The sequence below is a fragment of the Xylanimonas allomyrinae genome (assembly GCF_004135345.1).
GTDB lineage: Bacteria > Actinomycetota > Actinomycetes > Actinomycetales > Cellulomonadaceae > Xylanimonas > Xylanimonas allomyrinae.
Genome location: NZ_CP035495.1, coordinates 2251553 through 2271913, shown reverse-complemented (window position 1 = coordinate 2271913; position 20361 = coordinate 2251553). Strand labels below are relative to the sequence as shown.

The following is a 20361-nucleotide window of genomic DNA, read 5'->3' as shown; positions in this document are numbered from 1 at the left end:
TCGGGTTGCGAACCCGTCGGCGCACGGCAGGATTGGCCCGGTTGAGAACCGCGGCAACGTCGGCGCGTTTCTCGCGCGGTGTGCTCATTCCCGCGGAATGTGCGATCTGACGCCAGCCCGGCGAGTGCTGAGCGCCAGTCGAAGCCCATGGGGGAAACACCGGTGTTTACATGGAATACCCCTCTGCTGTCAAGGGAACGCGACAGCGATCAGAGGGCTGGTCGTAGGGTTCGGTCTCGCCCCGAGCAGACGCGCAACGCCTTCGCGATACGCCCACCACTTCGGAGCAGGAGCAATCACCATGAGAATTCGACTGGGACGAGCCGGGGCACTGGCGGCAGTCGCCGCTGTGACCGCGGTTTCCCTTGCAGCACCCGCCCACGCGGCGACGACGATCAACTCGTCGAGCTGGGACAACTGGGAGACGACGATCAAGGATGGCGGACAGAGCGTCTTCCTGGACGACGGTGGCGTGGAGGTCTCGACCACCAGCGGACGTAATTCGCAGGTTCGCGCTCTTCGTTCCTTCGGCGCCAACCTCGCTGAGGTCGCGAACGCTGCCGAGCCGTCGATGGACTGGACAAAGACGTCGGGCGCCGAGCCTGGGCTCCAGATCACATTGGTTCTCGGCGAGGACACGTGGGGCGGGACTCTCGTCGGCGAGGCGATCTACCAGCCCGGCGGGGTCTGGCAGGAATCCGGCAACACGTGGTGGACGTCGAATCCGATCCTTCAGGGGATCGCCCCGAACACAGCGGGCGGCCACGGCTCGTCTGCCTGGGGCACGCTGAGCGAATGGGTCACCGCCATCGACAATGCCAAACTCGGCCCGGCACGGGTCGCGTCTGTCGGATTCTCGCTCGGATCGGGCGTGCAGGGTGCCGGAGTGCTGCGCGGGCTGACCTTCGGCGGGACGACCTTCACCTTCAACCCCGAGCCGGTGCGGGAGCCCGACCTGGCCCCCTCCCCCTCCCCCACCCCGCCCCCGCGCCGCCGGCCCCCGAGGCTCTGGTCCCGGAGATCCAGTCGCAGGATCTGGTGCCGTCCGCGGGCAACACCCTCGTGGCCGGCCAGGCCACCTCGCTGTACGTCGGCACCGACCGCGTGGGCGACCTGGTCGACGTCTGGATGTTCTCGACGCCGCGCTTCATCGGCCGCTTCCCCGTGAACGCTGACGGCACGGTCAACCTGACCCTGCCCGCCGACCTCGTGGGCAGCCACCGCGTCGTCGTGACGGAGATGGCCGCCGCGGGAGAGGTGGGCGCGGTTCTGGCGTGGAGCCACGTCACGATCGAGGCCCCCGCCGCCCCCGGGCCGAACGCCGACAAGCCGGCCGCGGGCAACCAGGTGCCCCGAGCCGCCACCGGCTACGCCGAGGGCGGGATCGCCCCGGCCGTCGTCGCCCTGCTCGGCCTGGGCGTCGCCACCGCCGGCGTGCTGACGGTCCGTCGTCGCGCTGCACAGCGCTGACCCGCACCACGCACAGCCCGAGCGGCCCGGCCCTCCGTGTGAGGGTCGGGCCGCTCTGGCACACCCCCGCCCCACCCCACAGAAGGGAGACGCCACCATGACTCCGCCACCCGTTCTGAGGCACGCTCGCCGCGCCTCCCGCGGCCCGCGTCTGCTGTCGCTACTCGCCATCGGCGTGGGCGTAGCACTCACCACGGCAGGCTCGACCGCGACCTGGGCCGACCTGCGTGCCGATGCCGCGCCGCTCGACTCGAGCGTCAAGGTCGTTCCGCCCCCGCCGCAGCTCCCGGAACCCGACCCGGAGCCGGAACCCGTCCCGGCGGCGACCCCGATCCGCGTGCTGATCCCCGCGATCGGTGTCGACGCGCCCATCGAGGTGTACACCGACGAGATGGTCGCCGCGGCGAACGGCTGGATCGATCCCAGCACTGCCGACGTCGTCTCGTGGTGGCAGGGCGGCGGCACGCCGTCGTCGAACCCTGACAACACCGTGTACCTGTACGGTCACGTCTCGCGGCTCGAAGCCGTGTTCAACCACCTGCACACCGTCACGCCCGGCACCGTCGTCACGGTCGTCACCGAGGCGGGCGAGATCCACTACGAGGTCCAGGAGATCCTGGAGCCGGTCAGCAAGGAAGCGCTGCCGTACGACGAGCGCATCAACGAGGCCGTCCCTGGACGGCTCGTGATCATCGGCTGCTTCCGCGAGCCCGACCAGGGCCGCCGCCCGACGACGCACAACACGGTCGTCATCGCGCACCAGATCGCGGGCTGACGCACGCCCGCAGGGTGTGCGCCACGAACCGTAGAATCCCCCCATGGGTATCCCGACGCCGTACGAGGACCTGTTGCGCGACGTGCTGGAGCACGGCACCCACAAGGACGACCGCACGGGCACGGGGACGACGTCGGTGTTCGGCCGCCAGCTGCGCTACGACCTCTCGCAGGGCTTCCCGCTCGTGACCACCAAGCGCGTCCACCTGAAGTCCGTGGTGTACGAGCTGCTGTGGTTCCTGCGCGGGGAGTCGAACGTGCGCTGGCTGCAGGAGCACGGCGTGACGATCTGGGACGAGTGGGCGGCGCCGTCGGGCGAGCTCGGGCCCGTGTACGGCGTGCAGTGGCGGTCGTGGCCCACACCGGACGGCGGGCACGTGGACCAGATCGCGCAGGTGATCGAGCAGATCCGCACCGACCCGGACTCGCGGCGACACATCGTCACGGCCTGGAACGTCGCGGAGATCGCCGACATGGCGCTGCCGCCGTGCCACCTGCTGTTCCAGTTCTACGTCGCCGACGGCCGCCTCTCGTGCCAGCTCTACCAGCGCTCCGCGGACCTGTTCCTCGGGGTGCCCTTCAACATCGCGTCCTACGCGCTGCTGACCCACATGGTCGCCGCGCAGGCAGGGCTGGAGGTCGGCGACTTCGTGTGGACCGGGGGCGACTGCCACATCTACGACAACCACGCCGACCAGGTGCGCGAGCAGCTCTCGCGTGAGCCGTACCCCTACCCGCGCCTGACGCTCGCGGCGCGCGGCTCGATCTTCGACTACACGTTCGACGACGTCGAGGTGCTCGGCTACCAGCACCATCCGGCGATCAAGGCGTCGGTGGCGGTCTAGCGTGATCGCACTCATCTGGGCCCAGGCGCGTGACGCGGCAGGGCGGCCCGTGATCGGCGTCGGCGGGCAGATCCCGTGGCGCGTGCCCGAGGACTTCGCGCACTTCAGACGGGTCACCTCCGGGCATCCCGTGGTGATGGGGCGGCGCACCTGGGACTCGCTGCCCGCGCGCTCACGCCCGTTGCCGGGGCGCACCAACGTGGTCGTCACGCGCGACGCCGGGTGGTCGCCCGCCGCCGACGACGCCGCGCCGGTGCTCGCGGCCGGCTCGGTGGTGCGGGCTCTCGGCCTGGCCCGGCGAGCGCCGGGTGGTGAGCAGGTCTGGGTGATGGGCGGGTCGCAGATCTACGCAGCCGCGCTGGGCCACGCCGACCGGCTGGTGGTCACCGAGATCGACGCGCAGGTCGAGGGGGACGCGTTCGCGCCCGCCGTCGACGTGGCGCGCTGGCGGCTCGACGTCGACGGGGCGTGGGCCGTCTCGTCCGCCCCGGACGGGCCGCGGTTCCGGGTGCGGGAGTACGCCGCCCGCTGACGAGCCCCGCCCGCCCGTCAGGTCCCCTGGGACGCCTCGTCGGTGTGCGGCTCCTCGTCGGGCGCCGCCTCGGGGCCGGCCGGAGCGCGATCGTCGTGCTTGGCGGCCGGGATGAAGGTCAGCGCGAACAGCGCGAGCATCGCGATCCCGGCCGGCACGAGCACGACGGGATCGCGGAACGTGTCGACGATCGCACCGCCCTGCGGCAGGCGGACCGCCGGGACCCACGCCGTCGAGACCGTGTAGGTGGCGCTGTCCGGGATGGAGTTGGCGTCGCCCTGGAGCGTCAGCGTGCGGGCCTGCGGGTCGGCGTCGTCGGCGGGGGCGACGGCGATGATGCGGTGCGTCACGAGCGAGCCGTCGGCCTGGGGCACGGTGACGACGTCACCGACGCCGAGGTCGGAGGCCGCGACCCGGTGGGAGACGAGCGCGTCGCCCTGGCAGATCGTCGGGGTCATCGAGCCGGACGTCACCACCAGCAGCCGCAGGGTGCCCGCCTGGACGGCGACGGCGAGCACGACGCTCAGCACCCCGGCGATCGCGGCGAGCGTCAAGGCGACCGCGCCGATGCGACGAAGCCACGTCACGGGCGCGGCTCCTGCATGGCGACGGGCTCGCCGTGCGAAGCCATCGGGGCGGGCAGGTCGGCGGGGGAGTGCGCGGACGTGTCGTCGGCGTCCGCGGGCAGCGCCGAGCCTCCTTCCGGTGGGTCGACAAGCGGCGGGACGGTGCCCGGCGTGCTGCCGGGTGTGCTGCCGGGTGTGCTGCCGGGGTCGGTCGGGGTGTCGGCCGTGCCTTCCGGGTCCTGGACGACCACGGGGAGCGTCGCGGCGTCCTCGGCGTCCTCGGGTGCGACGGTCTCCGGTGCGCGTGAGTCGTCAGCAGGGTCCGCCAGCGTCCAGGTCACCTGGATCTCGACGACGTCGCGGACGGGCCCTGTGGCGTCGGGTTCGGTGGCGCCGGGTTCGGTTCCGTCAGGTGTGGTGGCGTCAGGTGCGGTTCCGTCAGGTGCGGTGGCGGCGATGTCGCCGGCGGGCGCGTCCGCGGTGTCGAAGGGGGCCGCGCTCGTGAGGATGGCCGTCGCCAGCAGTGCGAGCACGCTCGCGGCCGCGGCCGCCCGGATGCGGCTCGGGCGTCGTGCGTTCCGGGTCATCAGGACTCTCCTGTTCGTGAGCGGACGGTGGCCCGGCGCCGCTGGGCCAGCGACGCGCCCAGGAGCGCGAGACTCGCCCCGAGCAGGGCCGTGGCCGCCAGCAGGGCCGGCAGGGACGTGGCACCCGTCCGAGGCAGGTTGCCGGGGAGGGCGGGACGGGCGTCGTCGCCGCTCGCGGTCAGCACGTAGCGGACGGTGGCCGTCTCGCCGGGAGAGGCGTCGTGCGTGGCGGTGACGCCGACGCGCAGGTGGGCGGCCCCCGCCGGGCCGATCGGCAGGTACGGGACGTCCGCCTCGTGGTCGAACGTCCAGTCCTGCGCCAGGACGACCTGCCGACCGGGGCAGGTGCCGTCGTCCCACGGCACGGTGCAGCCCAGCACGGTCGTGGTGATCGTGTCGGCGAGGTCGCCCTCGCCTGTCACCGCGAGGTGCGTGGCCGACCACGCGGTGAGCGCGGAGGCAGTCAGGTCGATGGTCTGCCATGCCGGGGTGTCCGGGCCGTCCAGCGTGAAGGACAGCGACCAGCCGGTGGCGTTGAGGGTGACCTCGGCGCTGCTCGGGTCGGGCGCGGGCGGTGCCGCGGCGGCAGGGAGAGCCGGGCCGATCAGACCGGCGGCCACCAGGGCGGCGCCAGCGAGGCGAAGGGTGGGGTGGCGCATGGTGGCTCCCGCGAGATCGACAAGGACAGGGTTGGGCAGGGGGAGAGGAGGGAGGAAGTTGCCGGGCACCGCAATAGTGGCGCCCGGCAACAGGAGTGTCCTGGCAGGTTCTACGTGGTGGACTTGAGTGAGGCCTCGATGCTGAGAATCGAGTTCTCGAACTCCCGACCCGCACCGAATGTATTGAGTTCGGCGAGTCCGGCGTCTGTAAGCGTGAGATCGACCCTCCATCTCCAGCCTTCATCAGTGAACGTGACGCCATCGATTTCGGCAGAGCCGAAATCCCAAGCGTCCGCGTCGGGTTCCTCAAGGTGGAGCGATACGGTCGCCGCGTCGAACACCAGGTCGGCAACTGCGTATGTGCTTTCGGCCCCAGTGGTCTGAACTCCCGCGACATACAGGGTCTGGCTGGATCCGGGAATCAGGGTTCCGCTCAGCGTTCCTGTCACTGTGAAGTCAGCCGTTCTCGCGCTCCCTTCGAATGTGGCCTCGGTGGTCCAAGCCGCCGCGGTTGCTGCGGCGCCGAGGCCGAGTACCGCCAGGCCGGCGAGGCTCGCCCTGATCCGGGTGTTCTTTTTCATGGTTCTTCCCTTCTGGTGGGGGCGTCACGTCTGTGGCCGTGCGCCGGGGAGAGAGAGGTTGGGGAGGGCGCTCGCCGGTCAGCCGGCCGTGGCGCTGACCGCGAGGGTGAAGGTGCCGGCGCCGGGGCCGGTGTCGGCGGCCGCCAGGGTGGCGGTCACGTGGTACCAGGCGGTTCCGCCGGTCGCGAGTGAGCCCGGGGTGACGGTGATGTCGCCGAGCTTGAGCACGTGTCCGTCCTGGTCAACGATCTGCGCGTCGATCGAGTCGGGGTCGAGCGTGAGCCCGGACCCGGGGCGGAGCGCACGTCGAACGCGATCTCGGAGTCCGGGCCGAGGCGCGCGGTGAGGCTGATCGGGCCGCGGCCCCACGGGTCGGGTTCGGCGGAGCGCACCTCGAGGAACGTGGCCGGTGTCGTGGGGGCCTGTGGGGTGGCGTCCCGGTGTCGGCGGGTCGGGTCGTGCTGGGGTCGGGTTCGGGTGCCTCGGCGCCGGTGCCGGGTTCGGGTGCCTCGGCGTCACCGCTGGGGTCGTCCCATCTCGAGTTCGAGCGGGGTTCCGGGTTCGGGCCTGGGTCATACGTGACGGTCCCGGAAAAGGACGCCGTCGCCGTCCACGCCGCGACGGTCGGGACAATTCCGATCGTGGCGACGGTCACGCCGAGAACGGTGACGCTCGCGATCGCGAATCGCTGTGCGATGCGGTGGTTCGTGGACATGCGTCAGCGCCTTTCCTGGGTCGCGAAGGGTGTTGAAGGCCGCATCAGACCCAGGCCGCGGGAATGCGCGGTGTGGCGGCGTGGCTGGCAGGAGCAATCAACGGTGATTGATCTGGAGTTGCTCGCGGCGTCGTGCGTCGCGGAGAACCTCGCGTGGCCCCGGGAGTAGCGTGTCCGGGCCTGCGTCAAGGTCGCACCTCGGACGGGCGATCGTCCGCGACACTGTTTGCGGCCCCTCTCCAGTAGGCCGCTCTTGCTCGTCCCTGTCTTTCTAGGGACGTATGACGACCATAGTCAGCGACTACCAGATTGTGCCACTCGGGACGCGTGAATAACGTTGTCGAGTTTTTGAGGGACTCTTCGCCGTGTTCCGGCCCTGCCCGGGCACACGACCGCGGCCTGCCCGCCGCCTCTCGGGCGACGGCGGGCAGGCCGCGGGGTCGGTGGGTCAGCCGGTCAGCGCGTCAGCATGACCTTGAGCGCCTTGGTGTCGGCGGCGCGGCTGAACACGTCGTACGCCTCGTCGATCTCGTCGAGGGCGAACGTGTGGGTCGCGAACGCGCTCGCCCGGAGCTTGCCGTGCTCCACGAGCCTCAGCAGCAGCGGCGTCGTCGACGTGCTGACCAGGCCGGTCGTCAGCGTGATGTCCTTGATCCACAGGTCCTGCAACGGCAGGTCGACGGACGCGCCGTGCACGCCCAGGTTGGCGATGTGCCCGCCCGGTCGCACGATCCTGGTGCACATCTCGAACGTCTGCGGGATGCCGACGGCCTCCATGGCGACGTCGACGCCCAGCCCGTCGGTCATCGCCATGAGCGTGTCGTACCACCCGGGCGTGCTGGAGTTGACGGTGTCGGTCGCGCCGAAGCGCAGCGACTGCTCCAGGCGGTTGTCGTCGAGGTCGACGGCGATCACACGGCTGGGCCCGTCCAGCATCGACGTGGCGATGGCCGCGAGGCCGACGGGTCCGGTGCCGATGACGGCGACGATGTCGCCCTCCGAGACGTTCCCCTTGCGCACGCCGATCTCGAACCCCGTCGGGATGATGTCGGACAGCATGACGGCGGTCTGGTCGTCGACGCCCGCGGGGACCTTGTGCAGCGAGCTGTCGGCGAACGGGATGCGGACGAGCTCGGCCTGCGTACCGTCGATGAGGTGCCCGAGGATCCAGCCGATCCCCGACATGCCCTCGTCGGCCAGGCAGTGCGAGTACAGGCCCTTGCGGCAGTACCCGCAGGTGCCGCACGCCGAGACGCACGAGATGATCACGCGGTCGCCGACGGCGAGGCTCTGCACGCCGGGCCCGACCTCGGTGATGGTGCCCACGCCCTCGTGCCCGAGGATCCTGCCGTCGTCCACAGCCGGCACGTCGCCCTTGAGGATGTGCAGGTCGGTGCCGCAGATCGTGGTCGTGTCGATCCGCACGATCGCGTCGGTCGGCCGGAGGATCTGCGGGTCGGGCACGTCTTCCCAGGACTTGTTCCCCGGACCGTGGTAGACGAGGGCCTTCATGGACAACCTCCTAGAGTGCGGGCGCCCACTCCGTCGTGGGCGCCTCGACCCACAAGGCCACCATCGATGCCCTGCGCGCCGCAAGGGACGCTTGGCCCCGCGGTCGCGTGACGTAGGTCCCGCCCGTTGCCCAGGGCACCGCATCGGCCCGGGGGATCCCGGACGTGCCAGGACCTCGCACACCGTGCGGCGTGCGAGGTCCTGACGGGTGCGCGACCAGGCGCGCGACCAGGCGAGGACGCCTCTCAGACCAGGTCGCGCACCGCCGCGTACTGCTCGCGGACCAGCGGCACCGGGTCGGCCGCGAGCGTCGTCGACATCGCGGTCGACCACGACGGCGCGGCCGTCGGTGCGCCCGCCACCGCCGACGCGAGCACCCACGCCGCCTGGCGCGCGGCGCCGTCGGCCACGTACTCGCCCGGCTCGGGGATGGAGATGGGCAGCCCGAAGATCTGCGGGGCGATCCGCTGCACCGCGGGCGACTGCGCCGCACCGCCGATGAGCATGACCCGCTCGACGGGCACGTCGAGCGCGCGCAGCGCGTCGAGGCCGTCGGCCAGACCGCACAGCATGCCCTCGATGTAGGCGCGCGCGATGTGGGCGCGCGTCTGGTTCTTCAGCCGGATGCCGTGCAGCGTGCCCGACGCGTTCGGGCGGTTCGGCGTGCGCTCGCCCTGCAGGTAGGGCACCAGCACGAGGCCGTCCGCACCGGCCGGCGCGGCGAGCGCCAGGTCGGCGAGCTGGGCGAAGTCGGCGTCGAGGATCGCGCGCGCGGCGTCGAGCACCTGAGCGGCGTTGAGCGTCACCGCGAGCATGAGGGCGTTGCCGGTGCAGTCGGCGAACCCGTTGATGGCACCCGAGCCGTCGGCCGTGCGGGCCGGGGCGACCGCCGAGACGACCCCCGAGGTGCCGATCGAGATCGCGATGTCGCCGGGGCGCATGCCCAGGCCGATCGCGGCGCCCGCGTTGTCGCCCGCACCGGGGCCGACGAGCGTGTCGCCCGTGCCGGCGACGCTGGGGTGTGCCGTCGCGCCCGCCTCGGTCGAGCCGACGACGCGCGGCAGCACGAGGTCGTCGCGGCCGAAGGCCAGGCGCAGCAGGTCGAGCCGGTAGGCGCCCGCGCCGCCGTCGGCCTCGGCGTCGTAGTAGCCGGTGCCCGAGGCGTCGGACTTGTCGGTGAACAGCTTGTCGAGCTGCGGGCCGAGCGGCGCCGTCGGGTCGCCCGCGGGGCCGTAGCCGGCGATGCGCCAGCTCAGCCAGTCGTGGGGGAGGGCCACGGCGGCGACCTTGGCGGCATTGGCCGGCTCGGCGTCACGCAGCCAGCGCAGCTTCGTGATGGTCAGGCTCGCCACGAGCACCGAGCCGACGGCGTCGGCCCAGCGCTGCGCGCCGACCGCGCGGTCGCCCTCGCCGAGCTCGGCGATGAGGTCTTCGGCCGCCTGCGCCGAGCGGGTGTCGTTCCACAGCAGGGCGTCGCGCACCACGTTGCCCTGAGCGTCCAGGGCCACCATGCCGTGCTGCTGCCCGCCCACCGACAGTGCGGCGACGTCGGACAGGCCGCCGGCGGCGGCCGCCGCCTCGGTGAACGCGGTCCACCAGTGCTGGGGGTCGACGGACGTGCCGTCGGGGTGCTTGGCCGACCCGCTGCGCACCAGCGCACCGGTCTCGGCGTCACGGACGACGATCTTGCAGGACTGGGTGGACGAGTCCACCCCGGCGACGAGGGGCATCGGTGCTCCTTGGGATGCGGTGGCGGTGGGGCGGGGGGAGGGGGTGCGACGGCGACGAGCCCCGCCGTCGGGCATGGTGCCGACGGCGGGGCTCGCGTGCCTCGGTGGGCTCGGTGAGCTCAGGCTCAGCGGGCGCCGAGGATGTGGTTGAGCGCGAGCTGGTGCAGGTGCACCAGGCCCTCGTGACGCTTGCCCAGGTCCTCGATGTTCTCGTCGGCCTCGGCGAGGAACGACTCGAACGACTCGCCCTCGGCGAGCGTGGTCGTCGTGTCGAGCACGCCGGCCTTCTCGAACGCGGCCTGGACCGCGGCGTCGGCGCGGTACGCCTTCGACGCGGCGGCGAGCAGCTCGTACGTCTTGATGTTGGCGGCGGCCGACTCCCAGATGCCGTCGATGTACTCGGTGCGCGAGGGCTTGTAGTCGAAGTGGCGGTAGCCCTGGTAGGGGGCGATCGTGCCGTTCGGGGAGCCGTTCTCGAGCAGGTCGACCGTGAAGAAGGCCGAGAGCAGGTTGCCGTGGCCGAACACCAGGTCCTGGTCGTACTTGGGGCCGTTCTGACCGTTGAGGTCGATGTGGAACAGCTTGCCGACGTACAGGGCGAGGGCCAGGCCGTGCGTGTAGTCCAGGCCGGCCATCTGCTCGTGGCCCGTCTCCGGGTTGACGCCGACGATGTCGCCGTTGTCGAGCGTGTTGATCAGCGCGATGGCGTGACCGATGGTCGGCAGGAAGATGTCGCCGCGGGGCTCGTTGGGCTTGGGCTCGAGGGCGACGCGCATGTCGTAGCCCTTCGCCTTGATGTACGCGGCGACGGTGTCGATGCCCTCGGCGTACCGGGCGTGCGCGGTGCCCAGGTCCTTGGAGTTGGCGTACTCGACGCCCTCGCGCCCGCCCCACATGACGAACGTGGTGGCACCGAGCTCGGCGCCCAGGTCGACCTGGCGCAGCACCTTGCGCAGGCCGTAGCGGCGCACGTCGCGCGAGTTCGAGGTGAACGCGCCGGCCTTGAAGACCGGGTGCGAGAACGTGTTGGTGGTGACCATCTCGCACACGAGGCCGGTCTCGGCGGCGGCGGCCTTGACGGACTCGATGGCGGCGCGCTTCTCGTCGTCGGTGGCGTCGATCGGCCACACGTCGTTGTCGTGGAAGGTGAAGGCGTGCGCGCCGGTCTCGGCGAGCTTGCGGATGTTCTCGGCCGGGTCGAGGTGGGGGCGGGTCGCGTCACCGAACGGGTCGACGCCCTGCCAGCCGGTGGTCCAGAGGCCGAAGGAGTACTTGATGTCGCTCACGGGTTGTCTTCTCCTCGTCGAGCCGCGCAGCAACCCCGCACGGCATTAGTTGTACGGCTGAACTATTGCGTGAGACTCCGCTACAGTCAAGGCGTGCTAGCCGATTCGCTGACGACGTCTCACGGGTCCGCCGCCCGCCAGCACACGTTGCGTGAGCGCAACCTCGAACTGGTGGCACGAGCGGTCTTCGATTCGCCGGATCCACTGTCGCGCGCCGATGTCGCAGCGTCCACCGGACTGGCGCGAGCCACCGTGTCGACACTCGTGGATCGGCTGGTCGCGGGCGGTCTGCTCTCCGAGCTGGCGCCGGTTTCAGCACAGCGGGCCGGGCGGCCCGCCGTGCCGCTCATCCCCGCAGCGCGGTCCGTCGTCGGCATCGGCCTCGAGGTCAACGTGGGCTACCTCGGCGCGAGCGTGATGGACCTCACAGGCGACATCGTCGACGAGAGAGTCGTCCCCGGAGCATTCCACGACAGCAACCCCGCCGTGGTGCTCCCGCGCGTCGGCGCGCTCGCGCGCGAGCTCGTCGAGGCGTGCCTCGCCGACGGCATGCGCGTCGCCGGCGCCCGCCTCGCCCTGCCCGGGCTCGTCGACTCGCGGGCCGGGCTCCTCCAGGTCGCCCCCAACCTCGGATGGTCCTCCGTCCAACCCATCCCGCTGCTCGACCTCGACGACCTGCACGTCGAGGTCGCCAACGAGGCCAAGCTCGCCGGACTCGCCGAGCTCATCGGCGACGTCGCCTCCTCGTTCCTCTACGTCTCCGCCGACGTCGGCATCGGCGCCGCCGTCGTCGTCGACCGACGGCTCTTCCTCGGCGAGCGCGGGTGGAACGGCGAGATCGGGCACGTCGTCGTCGACCCCGCCGGGCCGCGCTGCGGGTGCGGGGCCCTCGGGTGCCTCGAGCAGTACGCCGGCAAGGAAGCCGTCATGCGAGCCGCCGGGCTCAGCCCCGACGCGCCGCTCGAGACCCTCGTCCACGCGCTGCACGCGCGCTCGGCGAGCGCCGAGGCGGCAGTGCGGCGGGCAGCGCTCGCGCTCGGCTCGGCGCTCGCCGACTTCGTGAACCTCGTCGACGTGTGCACCATCGTGCTCGGCGGCGCGTACACGACGTTGCTGCCGTGGCTGCACGAGCCCGTGGCCGGGGTGCTGGCCGACCGGGTGCTGTCGGCCCCCTTCGCGCCCGTCGAGGTACGCGGGGCCGTGGCCGGGCCGTACGCCGCGATGGCGGGCGGCGCGCACGAGGTGCTGCGCGACGTGCTGGCCGCACCGGCCGACTGGGTGTGAGACCCGCCCGGAACGCCCCGGTACGCTAGTGGCCGCGAGCGCCTGTAGCTCAGTGGATAGAGCACCCGCCTCCTAAGCGGGTTGTCGAAGGTTCGAATCCTTTCAGGCGCACTCTTGCCCGGGTGCGGGCCGTCACGCGGCGCCCGTCACGCGGCGTCCGTCACGCGGCGCCTGTCACGCGGCATCCGCCGGGGCGGGGAACAACCCCGTCCGATCGAGCGCCGCCACCGCCTCCGTCCGCGTACCGACCCCGAGCTTGCGGTACAGCGACCGCGACTGGCTCTTGATCGTGTGCGGCGAGACGTGGAGCGCCGACGCGATCTCGGTCAGCGTCCGCTCCGTCCCCAGCCACCCGGCGAGCAACGTCTCCCGCTTGGTCAGGCACGGCGGGTCGAACGCCAGGGGGCGGGGCGCCGGGCGGCTCGAGTCGGGCGGCAGCGACGCGGCGAGCGTGCGCGCGAACTCCGGCTCGGCGGCGCGCAGGCGCGCGTGCAACGCGCCGACCGCCCCCAGGCTGACGCCCAGCGACGGCGTGACCGCCCCCAGCTCGGCGGCCAGGTGGGCGGCGCGCGAGAAGTCGGCGTCGGCGGCGTGCGTCAGCCCCAGGGCCTCCTGAGCGAGGGCGCGGCGCAGGAACACCGACGGCAGCGAGGCCAGGCTGTGGCGTGGGTTGCCGCGGATGCAGCCCTCGGTGGCGCGCAGGGCCTGACGCGGGTTGCCGAGCTGGAGGTGCGCGGTCGCCACGAGGACGTCGAAGCACACCGGGTGGTCGGGGGCGACGGGCGCTCGTGCAGGAGCGTGAGCACCGCCGCAGGGTTGCCGAGCTGGAGCAGGGACAGCGCCTCCACGGCGACAGCCTGATCGAGCAGCGCGGGCGGCACCAGCGGCGCGAGGCTGCCGTGGGTGAGCGTCTGCGCCGTCGAGATGGCGCGCGGGTAGTCGCCGCGCACCCCGTACAGGTGGCAGCGGCCGAGGCCGAGGACCGCCCGCTGCACGTGGTCGCGCGTCGACGCCTGCCCCGACGCCTCCAGATCGCGCAGCGCGGCCTCCATCGAGGCGGTGTCGCTGCGGCGGATCGCCAGCAGCACCGTCGCGAACGCGAGCGGCCACGTCGTCGACCCCCAGGCGTGCGCGGCACGCAGGCGCTCCGCGGCCTCCAGGTGCTCCTGCGCCGCGGCCACCTCGCCGTGCGTCGCGAGCCCGAGGCTCAGCAGGGCGTGGCCCGCGGCCAGGACGCGATCGTCGCCCGCCTCGGCCGCGTACTCGCAGGCGCGGCGCGCGCACGTCAGCGCGTCCTCGAGCCGCCCCGTCGCCAGGTACGCCTCGGCGATCGCCGCATAGGCGAGCGCCCGCTCGGCGAGCGGCGCGTGTGCGGCCGCCGCGCCCGAGCCCACCGCGGCGAGCGCGGCACGGTCGGCGTACCCGGCCGCCCGCGCGGCGTGGCCCGAGACCAGCAGGGCGCGCACGTGCGCGGCCGTGAGCCGCGCCGTCGAGCACGAGCAGGACCGGCGGGCGGAGTGCAGAGGGGCGTCGAGGACGGCGTCGAGCGCCGACCGGCGTACCGGGGCCGACCCTGGCAGGCATGCGCTCAGCACCTGCGACGCGGCGGCGTCGAGCGTGGACGGGTGGGGGTGGCGGTGCGCGGGCGCGGTCGGCCGTGCGAGCACCTGGCCCAGCCCGGGGTTCTCGGGCAACGGGTTCTCCAGTTCGCGAGGGTGCCCGGCGTCGGGTCGTGCCCTGTGCCGGGGGGGGGTCGAGCCGAGAACGTATCGCCCGGCGTCCGTTCGGTGCCACGCGTGGAAAAGACCCCGCCGAGGGGCGGGGCTGGCCTGCGCGAACGCCGTCGGCGCCCCGGCACGCGCCGCGCGGCGTGGCCGAAAACGACGCCTGGCCCAGGGGTGAACCGAGGGGGAAGTCTCGCCGCCCCCGGTCGTGGGCGCTCGCCGAGGGGCCCACGATCCTGCCGTGCGTGGCCCGGTGGGGGCGGCGCGTGGAAACGGAGGAATGCGATGGGCCGGGGCGGTGACGGCGTGTGGCGTGGTGCCCGCGCTGCCGGGGTGGCGGCGCTCGCAGCAGTGCTCGCGCTGATCGCGGCACCCCTGCCGGCGGTGGGTGCCGAGGCGCTCCTGGTGGGGGAGTGGGGCGCCGCGGTGCCGGACGTCGTCGTGGTCGCCAGCTCGGTGACCGCGAACTGGTACCTGAGCGTCAACGTCGGCGACGACGGGGACCAGCCCGCGGCGGTCGACAACGTCACCGCGACGTTCACGGTGGTCCACGGCACGTTCGACAGGCTCCCGATCGCGTGCCGGGTCGATGGCGTGACGCCGCCGTCAGGTATCTCCGCCGACGGGCGAAGCCTCGTCTGCAACCTGGGGACGCAGGCCGAGGGCACCGCGCTGCGGCTGGCGACCACGGTCGTGGCCGACGGCGTCGGCGGCGAGGCCGTCGAGCTGTCGGGGAGCTACGGCGGCGAGGAGGTCACGCTCGACCCGGTTCCCATCGCGACCCCGTTCGGCCTCGACATGGCCTGGGGAGACGCGTCACCCAACTCCTACCAGGACGGCACCGGGCGCGTGTTCACGTTCCAGTGGACGTTGTTCCACAACCGGCGTGCGGCCGCCGGTCCGCAGGACATCGACATCCAGATCCAGGTCGACGGCTCCGTCAGCGGGGACTGGCAGGCGCTGTCGTGCGGGGCGTTCACGTCGGGGCCCGTCGCCGGACACCCCTGGTCGGGCGGCGGGCACGAACCGGACCGCACCGCGCCGTTCGTCAGGTCGTGCACGGTGAGCGTGCGCGAGAAGACGCCCCAGTCCGGTGACGCCGTCGTCGTGATGCACCTGTCGGGCATCGACTACTCCCAGGTCACGCGACCCACGAAGGACTCCCGGGGCAAGCTGCTGCCCGCGGGGACCGCCGCGGTGGCGTCCGGGGAGATCGTCCTGCGACAGGTCACGACGGCAGCCACGGGCAACGTGGCGATCACCGCGAGCGCTCCGGAGTACACCGCGCAGGATCAGAACCACACCCTCGTCAAGGACGACCCGAAGAACAACGCGGCGTCGGTGCTGTGGACGTCGGGGACGATCTCGGGCTGGTGGACCCCCTCGGTCAGCGGGTCGAACGCCGGTGCCCTCACCAACACGTACACCGCCCCGATCGGCGCCCGGGTCTCCCAGCGGGTCGGGTTCGCCTACCGGTCCGCCCCTGCCTCGGCGGCCTCCGACCGCACGGGTGGCCTGTGCAGCATCCTCGACCCGAAGTACGTGACGTTCGAGTCGGCGAGCCTCACGCTCGACTCCGGTGAGGCGGTCGGCAGCGTCGCGACCGCCACCATCGAGTACTACGTCGGGTCCGACCCCCAGATGGACCCGCGCAGCGCCGCCTACAACCCCGACGCGTGGCGCGGGTGCGGAGCCGCGAACGGCTGGACCTCCCAGGTTCCGGCCGACCGGAGCTCGGTCAAGGCCGTCCGCGCCGTCTACCAGATCAACGAACGCGTCCGCGCCGACCGGGTCGGCCTCGACGTCGTCTCCGTCATCAAGCCTGGCACCCCGGTCGGCCAGGACGTCTGGATGTGGGCCACGTACGCCAACGCCACGACGACCACGCTGGCCGCGGCCGACTGGCGGTACTACACCCGGGTGGGCGGGAGCGACCTGGGAACGCCTCTGCCCACGCCAGGGCTGCGCTACCCGTGGGTCAGCCACATGCGCGACGTGCTGCGCGTCGTGGCCACCCGGCCCGTCGTCACCGAGACCGTGGACCAGGCCGCCGCGCTGCCCGGGGCGACGGTCCGGTACTCGCTGACCTACGAGGCGCGCGGCAACGCGGACGCCATCCGCGTCGCGAACGGCTTCGAGCTCGTCGAGACGCTGCCACCCGGGGTCATGTACGTCCCCGGATCGGCGACGGCCACGCCGAAGGTCACGGTGGCGGGCGGCCGCCAGGTGCTCACCTGGGTGTTCGACGGGCTCGCGGTCAACCGCCCCGAACAGCTCTCCTTCGACGTGACGCTGCCCGCGGGCGCCACACCGGGCGCGGTCGTCACCGACTCCGTCCGGGCCACCGTGGACGGCACGACGGCGAACAGCTCGGCACCCGTGTGGATCATGGACATGGGCGTGACCCGGCTGTCGAAGACCTCCGGCTCGCCGGTGATCGCGAACCCGGACGGCACGGGCACGGGAACGGGCACCTGGCAGGTGGCGGTGTCCTCGGCCGACCCGGTGCCGCAATCCTTCACCGACGTCATCGACGTGCTGCCCTATGTGGGCGACGGGCGGAGGACGCAGTTCACGGGCTCCTACGAGATCACGGCAGTCGACGCGGACCCCGGCTCGACGGTGTACTACACGCAGGCGGACCCGTCGCTCATCTCGGCCGACCCGGCCGGCGCGAGCAACGGCTCCGCAGGATCGGTCACCGGGAACACGGTGGGCTGGACGACCGACCCGACCCCGCACCCGACCGCGATCCGCGTGATCGGCGGCAGCCTCGCCCCGCAGGGGATCCGGAGCTTCCAGGTCGAGTACCGGACGCAGGGGATGAGCGCCAACGACGTGCTGGAGAATGCGGCGACGGCACGCGCGGGGAGGACCCGCCTCGCCATGCGCGCGTCGGCGGTGGTCACGGTGGCGCCGTTCTCCTCGGCGGTGGTCCGCAAGTCGGTGCTCAGCCCCGGCGCCGACCCCGACGACGACGCGTCGTGGCTCGACGCGGACGACGCCGCCGGCTACCCGGTGTACGCCGTCGGCGAGCCGGTGCCGTACCGCGTGTGCGTCACCAACACGGGCCAGGGCGTGCTGCACGACGTCGTCGTGTCCGACGACCTGCACCCCGATCTGGGCGGGTTCGGCGTGGCGGCGCTCGCCGTCGGGCAGAGCGAGTGCCGCCGGTACGACGTCGTCTACGACGACTCGGCCCCCGGCGTCGTCGTCGACACCGCGAGCGCGCAGGCCGTCAAGGCCGGCGACGACCCGCTCGACCCGGGCGGCCCGGTGCTCGTCGCCGGCGACGCCGCCGGCGTGCGGCTGCTGAACCAGGGCTTCACCGTGACCAAGTCGCCCGACGTCGGCAACGGCACCACCGTGCAGGGCGAGCAGGCCGTGCGGTACACGATCACGCTCCGCAACGGCGGGGGGACCGAGGCGACCGTCGACCTCACCGACCACCTCGCGGACGTGCTCGACGACGCCGCGATCGTGCCCGGGTCGCTCCAGACGGGACCGGGCGCCGACGTCCCGATCGCCGCGAGGCTCGACGAGGACGCGCAGGTCATCCGGGTTGCCGGCTACCTGCCCGCCGGGGCGACGGCGACCGTCAGCTACACCGTGCAGGTTGCGCACGACGGGCCGCAGTCGGCCGTGCTGCGCAACGTGGTGACCGCCACGGGCGAACGGGCACCCGACGCGTGCCCGGCCGGCGACGCGCGGTGCACCGAGAACCCGGTGGAACGGCCTCTGGTCGTGCCGGACGAGCTGTACCTCCAGCTCCCGCTCACAGGCGGGCCAGGAAGGACGGGCGGCGTACCGCCGGCCGTCGGGATCGCGCTGGTGACGCTGGCCGGGGTGGCCGTCGGCGTCTTCCGGCGCCGCAGGGCCTGATCGAGGCCGTGCGGGCCAGGCCCCGCCCGGGATCCACCAGATCCCGGGCGGGGCCTCGGCGTTCGCTACAGCACCCGTTCGGGCCTCGCCAGGATCCCCGGCACGAGCCGTGCCGCGACCGACGCCCCGGCGCGCACCAGGGCGAACCCGCCCGCGAACACCGCGACGACGACACCCACCGCGAGCGGGCGCATCAGCACCGCCGCCCCCACGATCGGGAACACGAGCACCACGGACACGGCCGCCGAGCCCACCACGACCGTCCACAGCACCGACATGACCGAGCGCCGCGAGGCCTGCGCGAGCAGCGCGGGCGGCACGCCGAGCCGGTCGAGCGACACGTGCACGCGCGCCCGGTCCAGCGTCGCCGTCGCCTGGTTGACGGCCACGGTGCACGCCACCATGAGGAACGAGATGACGAGCGTGAGGAACACGCCCGTGCGGATGTCGGTGAACAGCACGTCCTCGGAGCGCGACGTGGGGTCGCGCTGGACCAGTGCGAGCCCGGCACCGGCGACCACGCCGACGAACGTCGTCACGCTGGCCCCGGCGACCTGCCGCCATGCGGCCTTCGGGTCTTCGAGGATCATCCGGGCCGCCAGCAGGCGCGGCACGTCTCCCGCACGCCGGTGCAGGCGGCGCGCACGCACCCGCACGTACCAGGGCCCGACGGCGTCGAGCGCGAGCAGCGCGCAGCCGAACGCCCCGGCGACACCCGCGAGGATCGCGGCGAACCCCCACCGTGAGCCGAGCTCGCGCAGCGCAGCCGTCGTCACCGCGCTCAGCAGCACGACGACGACCGCCACGACCGCCCGCCACCAGCCGGCCCGGCCCGGCCGCTGCCGCGTGCGGACCCCGAGCGGGGTGAGCGCCACGCCACGCAGCCCCACGGCCGCCGACCCGGCCGCGACCAGCGCCACGCCGGCCCACACCGCCGGCAGCCAGTACCAGGGCAGCCACACCTGTGCCCCCAGCGGCCTGCCCGCGAAGTGCAGCAGCCCGACCAGCGGGGCGAGCGCGGCATAGAGCACGGTTCCCGCGACGGCCCCAGTGAGCGCGCCGCCCGCAGCCTCCAGGACGGTCAGCAGCGAGACGGTGCGTGTCGTCGCACCGAGCAGGCGCAGCGACGACAACCGGTCGTCGCGGCGCCGGGCCGCGTTCTTCGCGGCCGCCACGCCGAGCGTGAACAGCGGCACCACGAGCAGCGTCAGCGCGGTCACGGCCAGCACCTGGTACGTGCCCGCCTCAGGCCCCGGCATCCGGAAGAACGCCCGCGCGCCGCCCAGCACGACGAGCAGCAGCGCCGTGACGAGCGCGAACGAGGCGACGGGGAGCGCGGAGGCGAGCCGGTCGCCCTCGGTGCGGCGCGCGAACAGGCGGGCGAGGGCGAGCGTGGTCATGCCCGCGCTCCCGCACGGTGCCGGTCCCCGACGACGCGCCCGTCGCGCAGCTCGACGACGCGGTCGCAGCGCGCGGCGATCCCGGCGTCGTGCGTGACGACGACGAGCGTGCGCCCCTGCGCGACGGCGCCCAGCAGCAGGTCGAGCACCTCGGCCCCGGTGCGCGAGTCGAGGGCGCCCGTGGGCTCGTCGGCGAACAGCAGGCGGGCCCCGGTGATCTGGGCCCGGGCGATCGCGACGCGCTGGGCCTGCCCGCCCGACAGCGCGCCGAGCCGCCGCTGCTCGAGCCCGGCCAGGCCGAGCGCGGCGAGCCACTGCGCGGCCTCCGCCTCTGCCTGGGCGCGCGGCACGCCGCTGAGCATGCGGGCGACCGCCACGTTCTCGAGCGCGCTCAGCTCGTCGAGCAGCAGGCCCTGCTGGAACACGAAGCCGAGCTCCTCGCGCCGCAGCCGCGAGCGCCCGGCGTCGTCGAGCGCGTGGACGCCCACCGGGCCCCGCGCGGTCTGGAGGGTGACCGTGCCCGACGTCGGGCGCAGGATGCCGGCGAGCACGTGCAGCAGGGTCGTCTTGCCGGAGCCGGAGGCGCCCATGACGGCGACGGACTCGCCCGCCGCCACGTCGAGGTCGACGCCGTCGAGCGCCGCAGCCGGCGCGCCCCGGTAGGCCATGCCCAGGCCACGGGCACTCAGAAGTGAACTCATGCCCCCAGGCTGACACCCCTGGCCCCACGACGCGTCCCCCCACCGCCCGACTCCCGCCCCGTCGCCGTCCCCCCGGGGGACGACGGGTCAGGTCGGCACTCCGTCGTCTACTC

General features: G+C 73.1%; 19 protein-coding genes and 1 tRNA gene. 8 read left to right on the top strand and 12 right to left on the bottom strand.

Features of this window, described 5'->3' with window-relative positions; all coding sequences use genetic code 11:
- Window positions 1–1038 precede the first annotated feature (1038 nt).
- The 4 genes from ET495_RS10345 to ET495_RS10330 all read left to right on the top strand — a co-directional run bounded on the left by ET495_RS10345 (window position 1039) and on the right by ET495_RS10330 (window position 3621).
- The gene (locus tag ET495_RS10345; protein ID WP_129204743.1) at window positions 1039–1470 is read left to right on the top strand and encodes a hypothetical protein; all 432 of its coding nucleotides are present in this window, start codon (window positions 1039–1041) and stop codon (window positions 1468–1470) included.
- A gap of 175 nt (window positions 1471–1645) precedes the next feature.
- Complete coding sequence (locus ET495_RS10340) at window positions 1646–2245, top strand: class F sortase (RefSeq protein ID WP_162616437.1); 600 nt, start codon at window positions 1646–1648, stop codon at window positions 2243–2245.
- Window positions 2246–2288: 43 nt separating this feature from the next.
- The gene (locus ET495_RS10335; RefSeq protein ID WP_129204741.1) at window positions 2289–3089 is read left to right on the top strand and encodes a thymidylate synthase; all 801 of its coding nucleotides are present in this window, start codon (window positions 2289–2291) and stop codon (window positions 3087–3089) included.
- A gap of 1 nt (window position 3090) precedes the next feature.
- Entirely contained in the window at window positions 3091–3621 is a 531-nt protein-coding gene (locus ET495_RS10330) for a dihydrofolate reductase (RefSeq protein WP_129204740.1), read from the top strand.
- Between the two features lie 17 nt (window positions 3622–3638).
- Here the strand turns inward: ET495_RS10330 and ET495_RS10325 are convergent, their stop codons facing one another.
- From ET495_RS10325 to ET495_RS17685, 5 genes are all read right to left on the bottom strand, one after another.
- On the bottom strand, window positions 3639–4208 hold the full coding sequence (locus tag ET495_RS10325) for a signal peptidase I (RefSeq protein WP_129204739.1): 570 nt from the start codon (window positions 4206–4208) through the stop codon (window positions 3639–3641).
- The gene (locus tag ET495_RS10320) at window positions 4205–4774 is read right to left on the bottom strand and encodes a hypothetical protein (RefSeq protein WP_129204738.1); all 570 of its coding nucleotides are present in this window, start codon (window positions 4772–4774) and stop codon (window positions 4205–4207) included. Before ET495_RS10320 ends, ET495_RS10325 begins: the two co-directional genes overlap by 4 nt.
- Complete coding sequence (locus tag ET495_RS10315; protein WP_129204737.1) at window positions 4774–5433, bottom strand: hypothetical protein; 660 nt, start codon at window positions 5431–5433, stop codon at window positions 4774–4776. Before ET495_RS10315 ends, ET495_RS10320 begins: the two co-directional genes overlap by 1 nt.
- 110 nt (window positions 5434–5543) lie before the next feature.
- A complete protein-coding gene (locus ET495_RS10310) occupies window positions 5544–6014 on the bottom strand; it encodes a hypothetical protein (RefSeq protein WP_129204736.1) in 471 nt (156 codons plus the stop codon).
- A 78-nt stretch (window positions 6015–6092) separates the two neighbouring features.
- Window positions 6093–6242 (bottom strand): hypothetical protein, encoded by a 150-nt coding sequence (locus ET495_RS17685; RefSeq protein WP_162616436.1) that lies wholly within the window; start codon window positions 6240–6242, stop codon window positions 6093–6095.
- Window positions 6243–6592: 350 nt separating this feature from the next.
- Between ET495_RS17685 and ET495_RS10300 the strand changes: the two genes are divergently transcribed.
- Complete coding sequence (locus ET495_RS10300; RefSeq protein ID WP_129204735.1) at window positions 6593–6898, top strand: hypothetical protein; 306 nt, start codon at window positions 6593–6595, stop codon at window positions 6896–6898.
- Window positions 6899–7185: 287 nt separating this feature from the next.
- Here the strand turns inward: ET495_RS10300 and ET495_RS10295 are convergent, their stop codons facing one another.
- The 3 genes from ET495_RS10295 to xylA all read right to left on the bottom strand — a co-directional run bounded on the left by ET495_RS10295 (window position 7186) and on the right by xylA (window position 11257).
- The gene (locus ET495_RS10295) at window positions 7186–8241 is read right to left on the bottom strand and encodes a zinc-dependent alcohol dehydrogenase family protein (protein ID WP_129204734.1); all 1056 of its coding nucleotides are present in this window, start codon (window positions 8239–8241) and stop codon (window positions 7186–7188) included.
- Window positions 8242–8486: 245 nt separating this feature from the next.
- A complete protein-coding gene (locus tag ET495_RS10290; RefSeq protein ID WP_129204733.1) occupies window positions 8487–9971 on the bottom strand; it encodes an FGGY family carbohydrate kinase in 1485 nt (494 codons plus the stop codon).
- A 125-nt stretch (window positions 9972–10096) separates the two neighbouring features.
- Window positions 10097–11257 (bottom strand): xylose isomerase, encoded by a 1161-nt coding sequence (gene xylA, locus ET495_RS10285; RefSeq protein ID WP_129204732.1) that lies wholly within the window; start codon window positions 11255–11257, stop codon window positions 10097–10099.
- Window positions 11258–11509: 252 nt separating this feature from the next.
- Between xylA and ET495_RS10280 the strand changes: the two genes are divergently transcribed.
- On the top strand, window positions 11510–12541 hold the full coding sequence (locus ET495_RS10280) for an ROK family protein (protein WP_245993019.1): 1032 nt from the start codon (window positions 11510–11512) through the stop codon (window positions 12539–12541).
- Window positions 12542–12579: 38 nt separating this feature from the next.
- Window positions 12580–12652 (top strand) — tRNA-Arg (locus ET495_RS10275).
- A gap of 63 nt (window positions 12653–12715) precedes the next feature.
- On the opposite strand, the gene ET495_RS18730 is transcribed toward ET495_RS10275, so the two are convergent.
- The gene (locus ET495_RS18730; protein WP_162616435.1) at window positions 12716–13180 is read right to left on the bottom strand and encodes a helix-turn-helix transcriptional regulator; all 465 of its coding nucleotides are present in this window, start codon (window positions 13178–13180) and stop codon (window positions 12716–12718) included.
- Window positions 13138–14235, bottom strand: coding sequence for a hypothetical protein (locus tag ET495_RS18725; protein WP_162616434.1), 1098 nt, complete (start codon window positions 14233–14235; stop codon window positions 13138–13140). Before ET495_RS18725 ends, ET495_RS18730 begins: the two co-directional genes overlap by 43 nt.
- 315 nt (window positions 14236–14550) lie before the next feature.
- Between ET495_RS18725 and ET495_RS10265 the strand changes: the two genes are divergently transcribed.
- The gene (locus ET495_RS10265) at window positions 14551–18147 is read left to right on the top strand and encodes a DUF7927 domain-containing protein (protein WP_129204730.1); all 3597 of its coding nucleotides are present in this window, start codon (window positions 14551–14553) and stop codon (window positions 18145–18147) included.
- Between the two features lie 65 nt (window positions 18148–18212).
- Here the strand turns inward: ET495_RS10265 and ET495_RS10260 are convergent, their stop codons facing one another.
- Complete coding sequence (locus tag ET495_RS10260; protein ID WP_129204729.1) at window positions 18213–19547, bottom strand: permease; 1335 nt, start codon at window positions 19545–19547, stop codon at window positions 18213–18215.
- A complete protein-coding gene (locus ET495_RS10255; protein WP_129204728.1) occupies window positions 19544–20248 on the bottom strand; it encodes an ABC transporter ATP-binding protein in 705 nt (234 codons plus the stop codon). The genes ET495_RS10260 and ET495_RS10255 overlap by 4 nt, the downstream gene beginning before the upstream one ends.
- Window positions 20249–20361 lie beyond the last annotated feature (113 nt).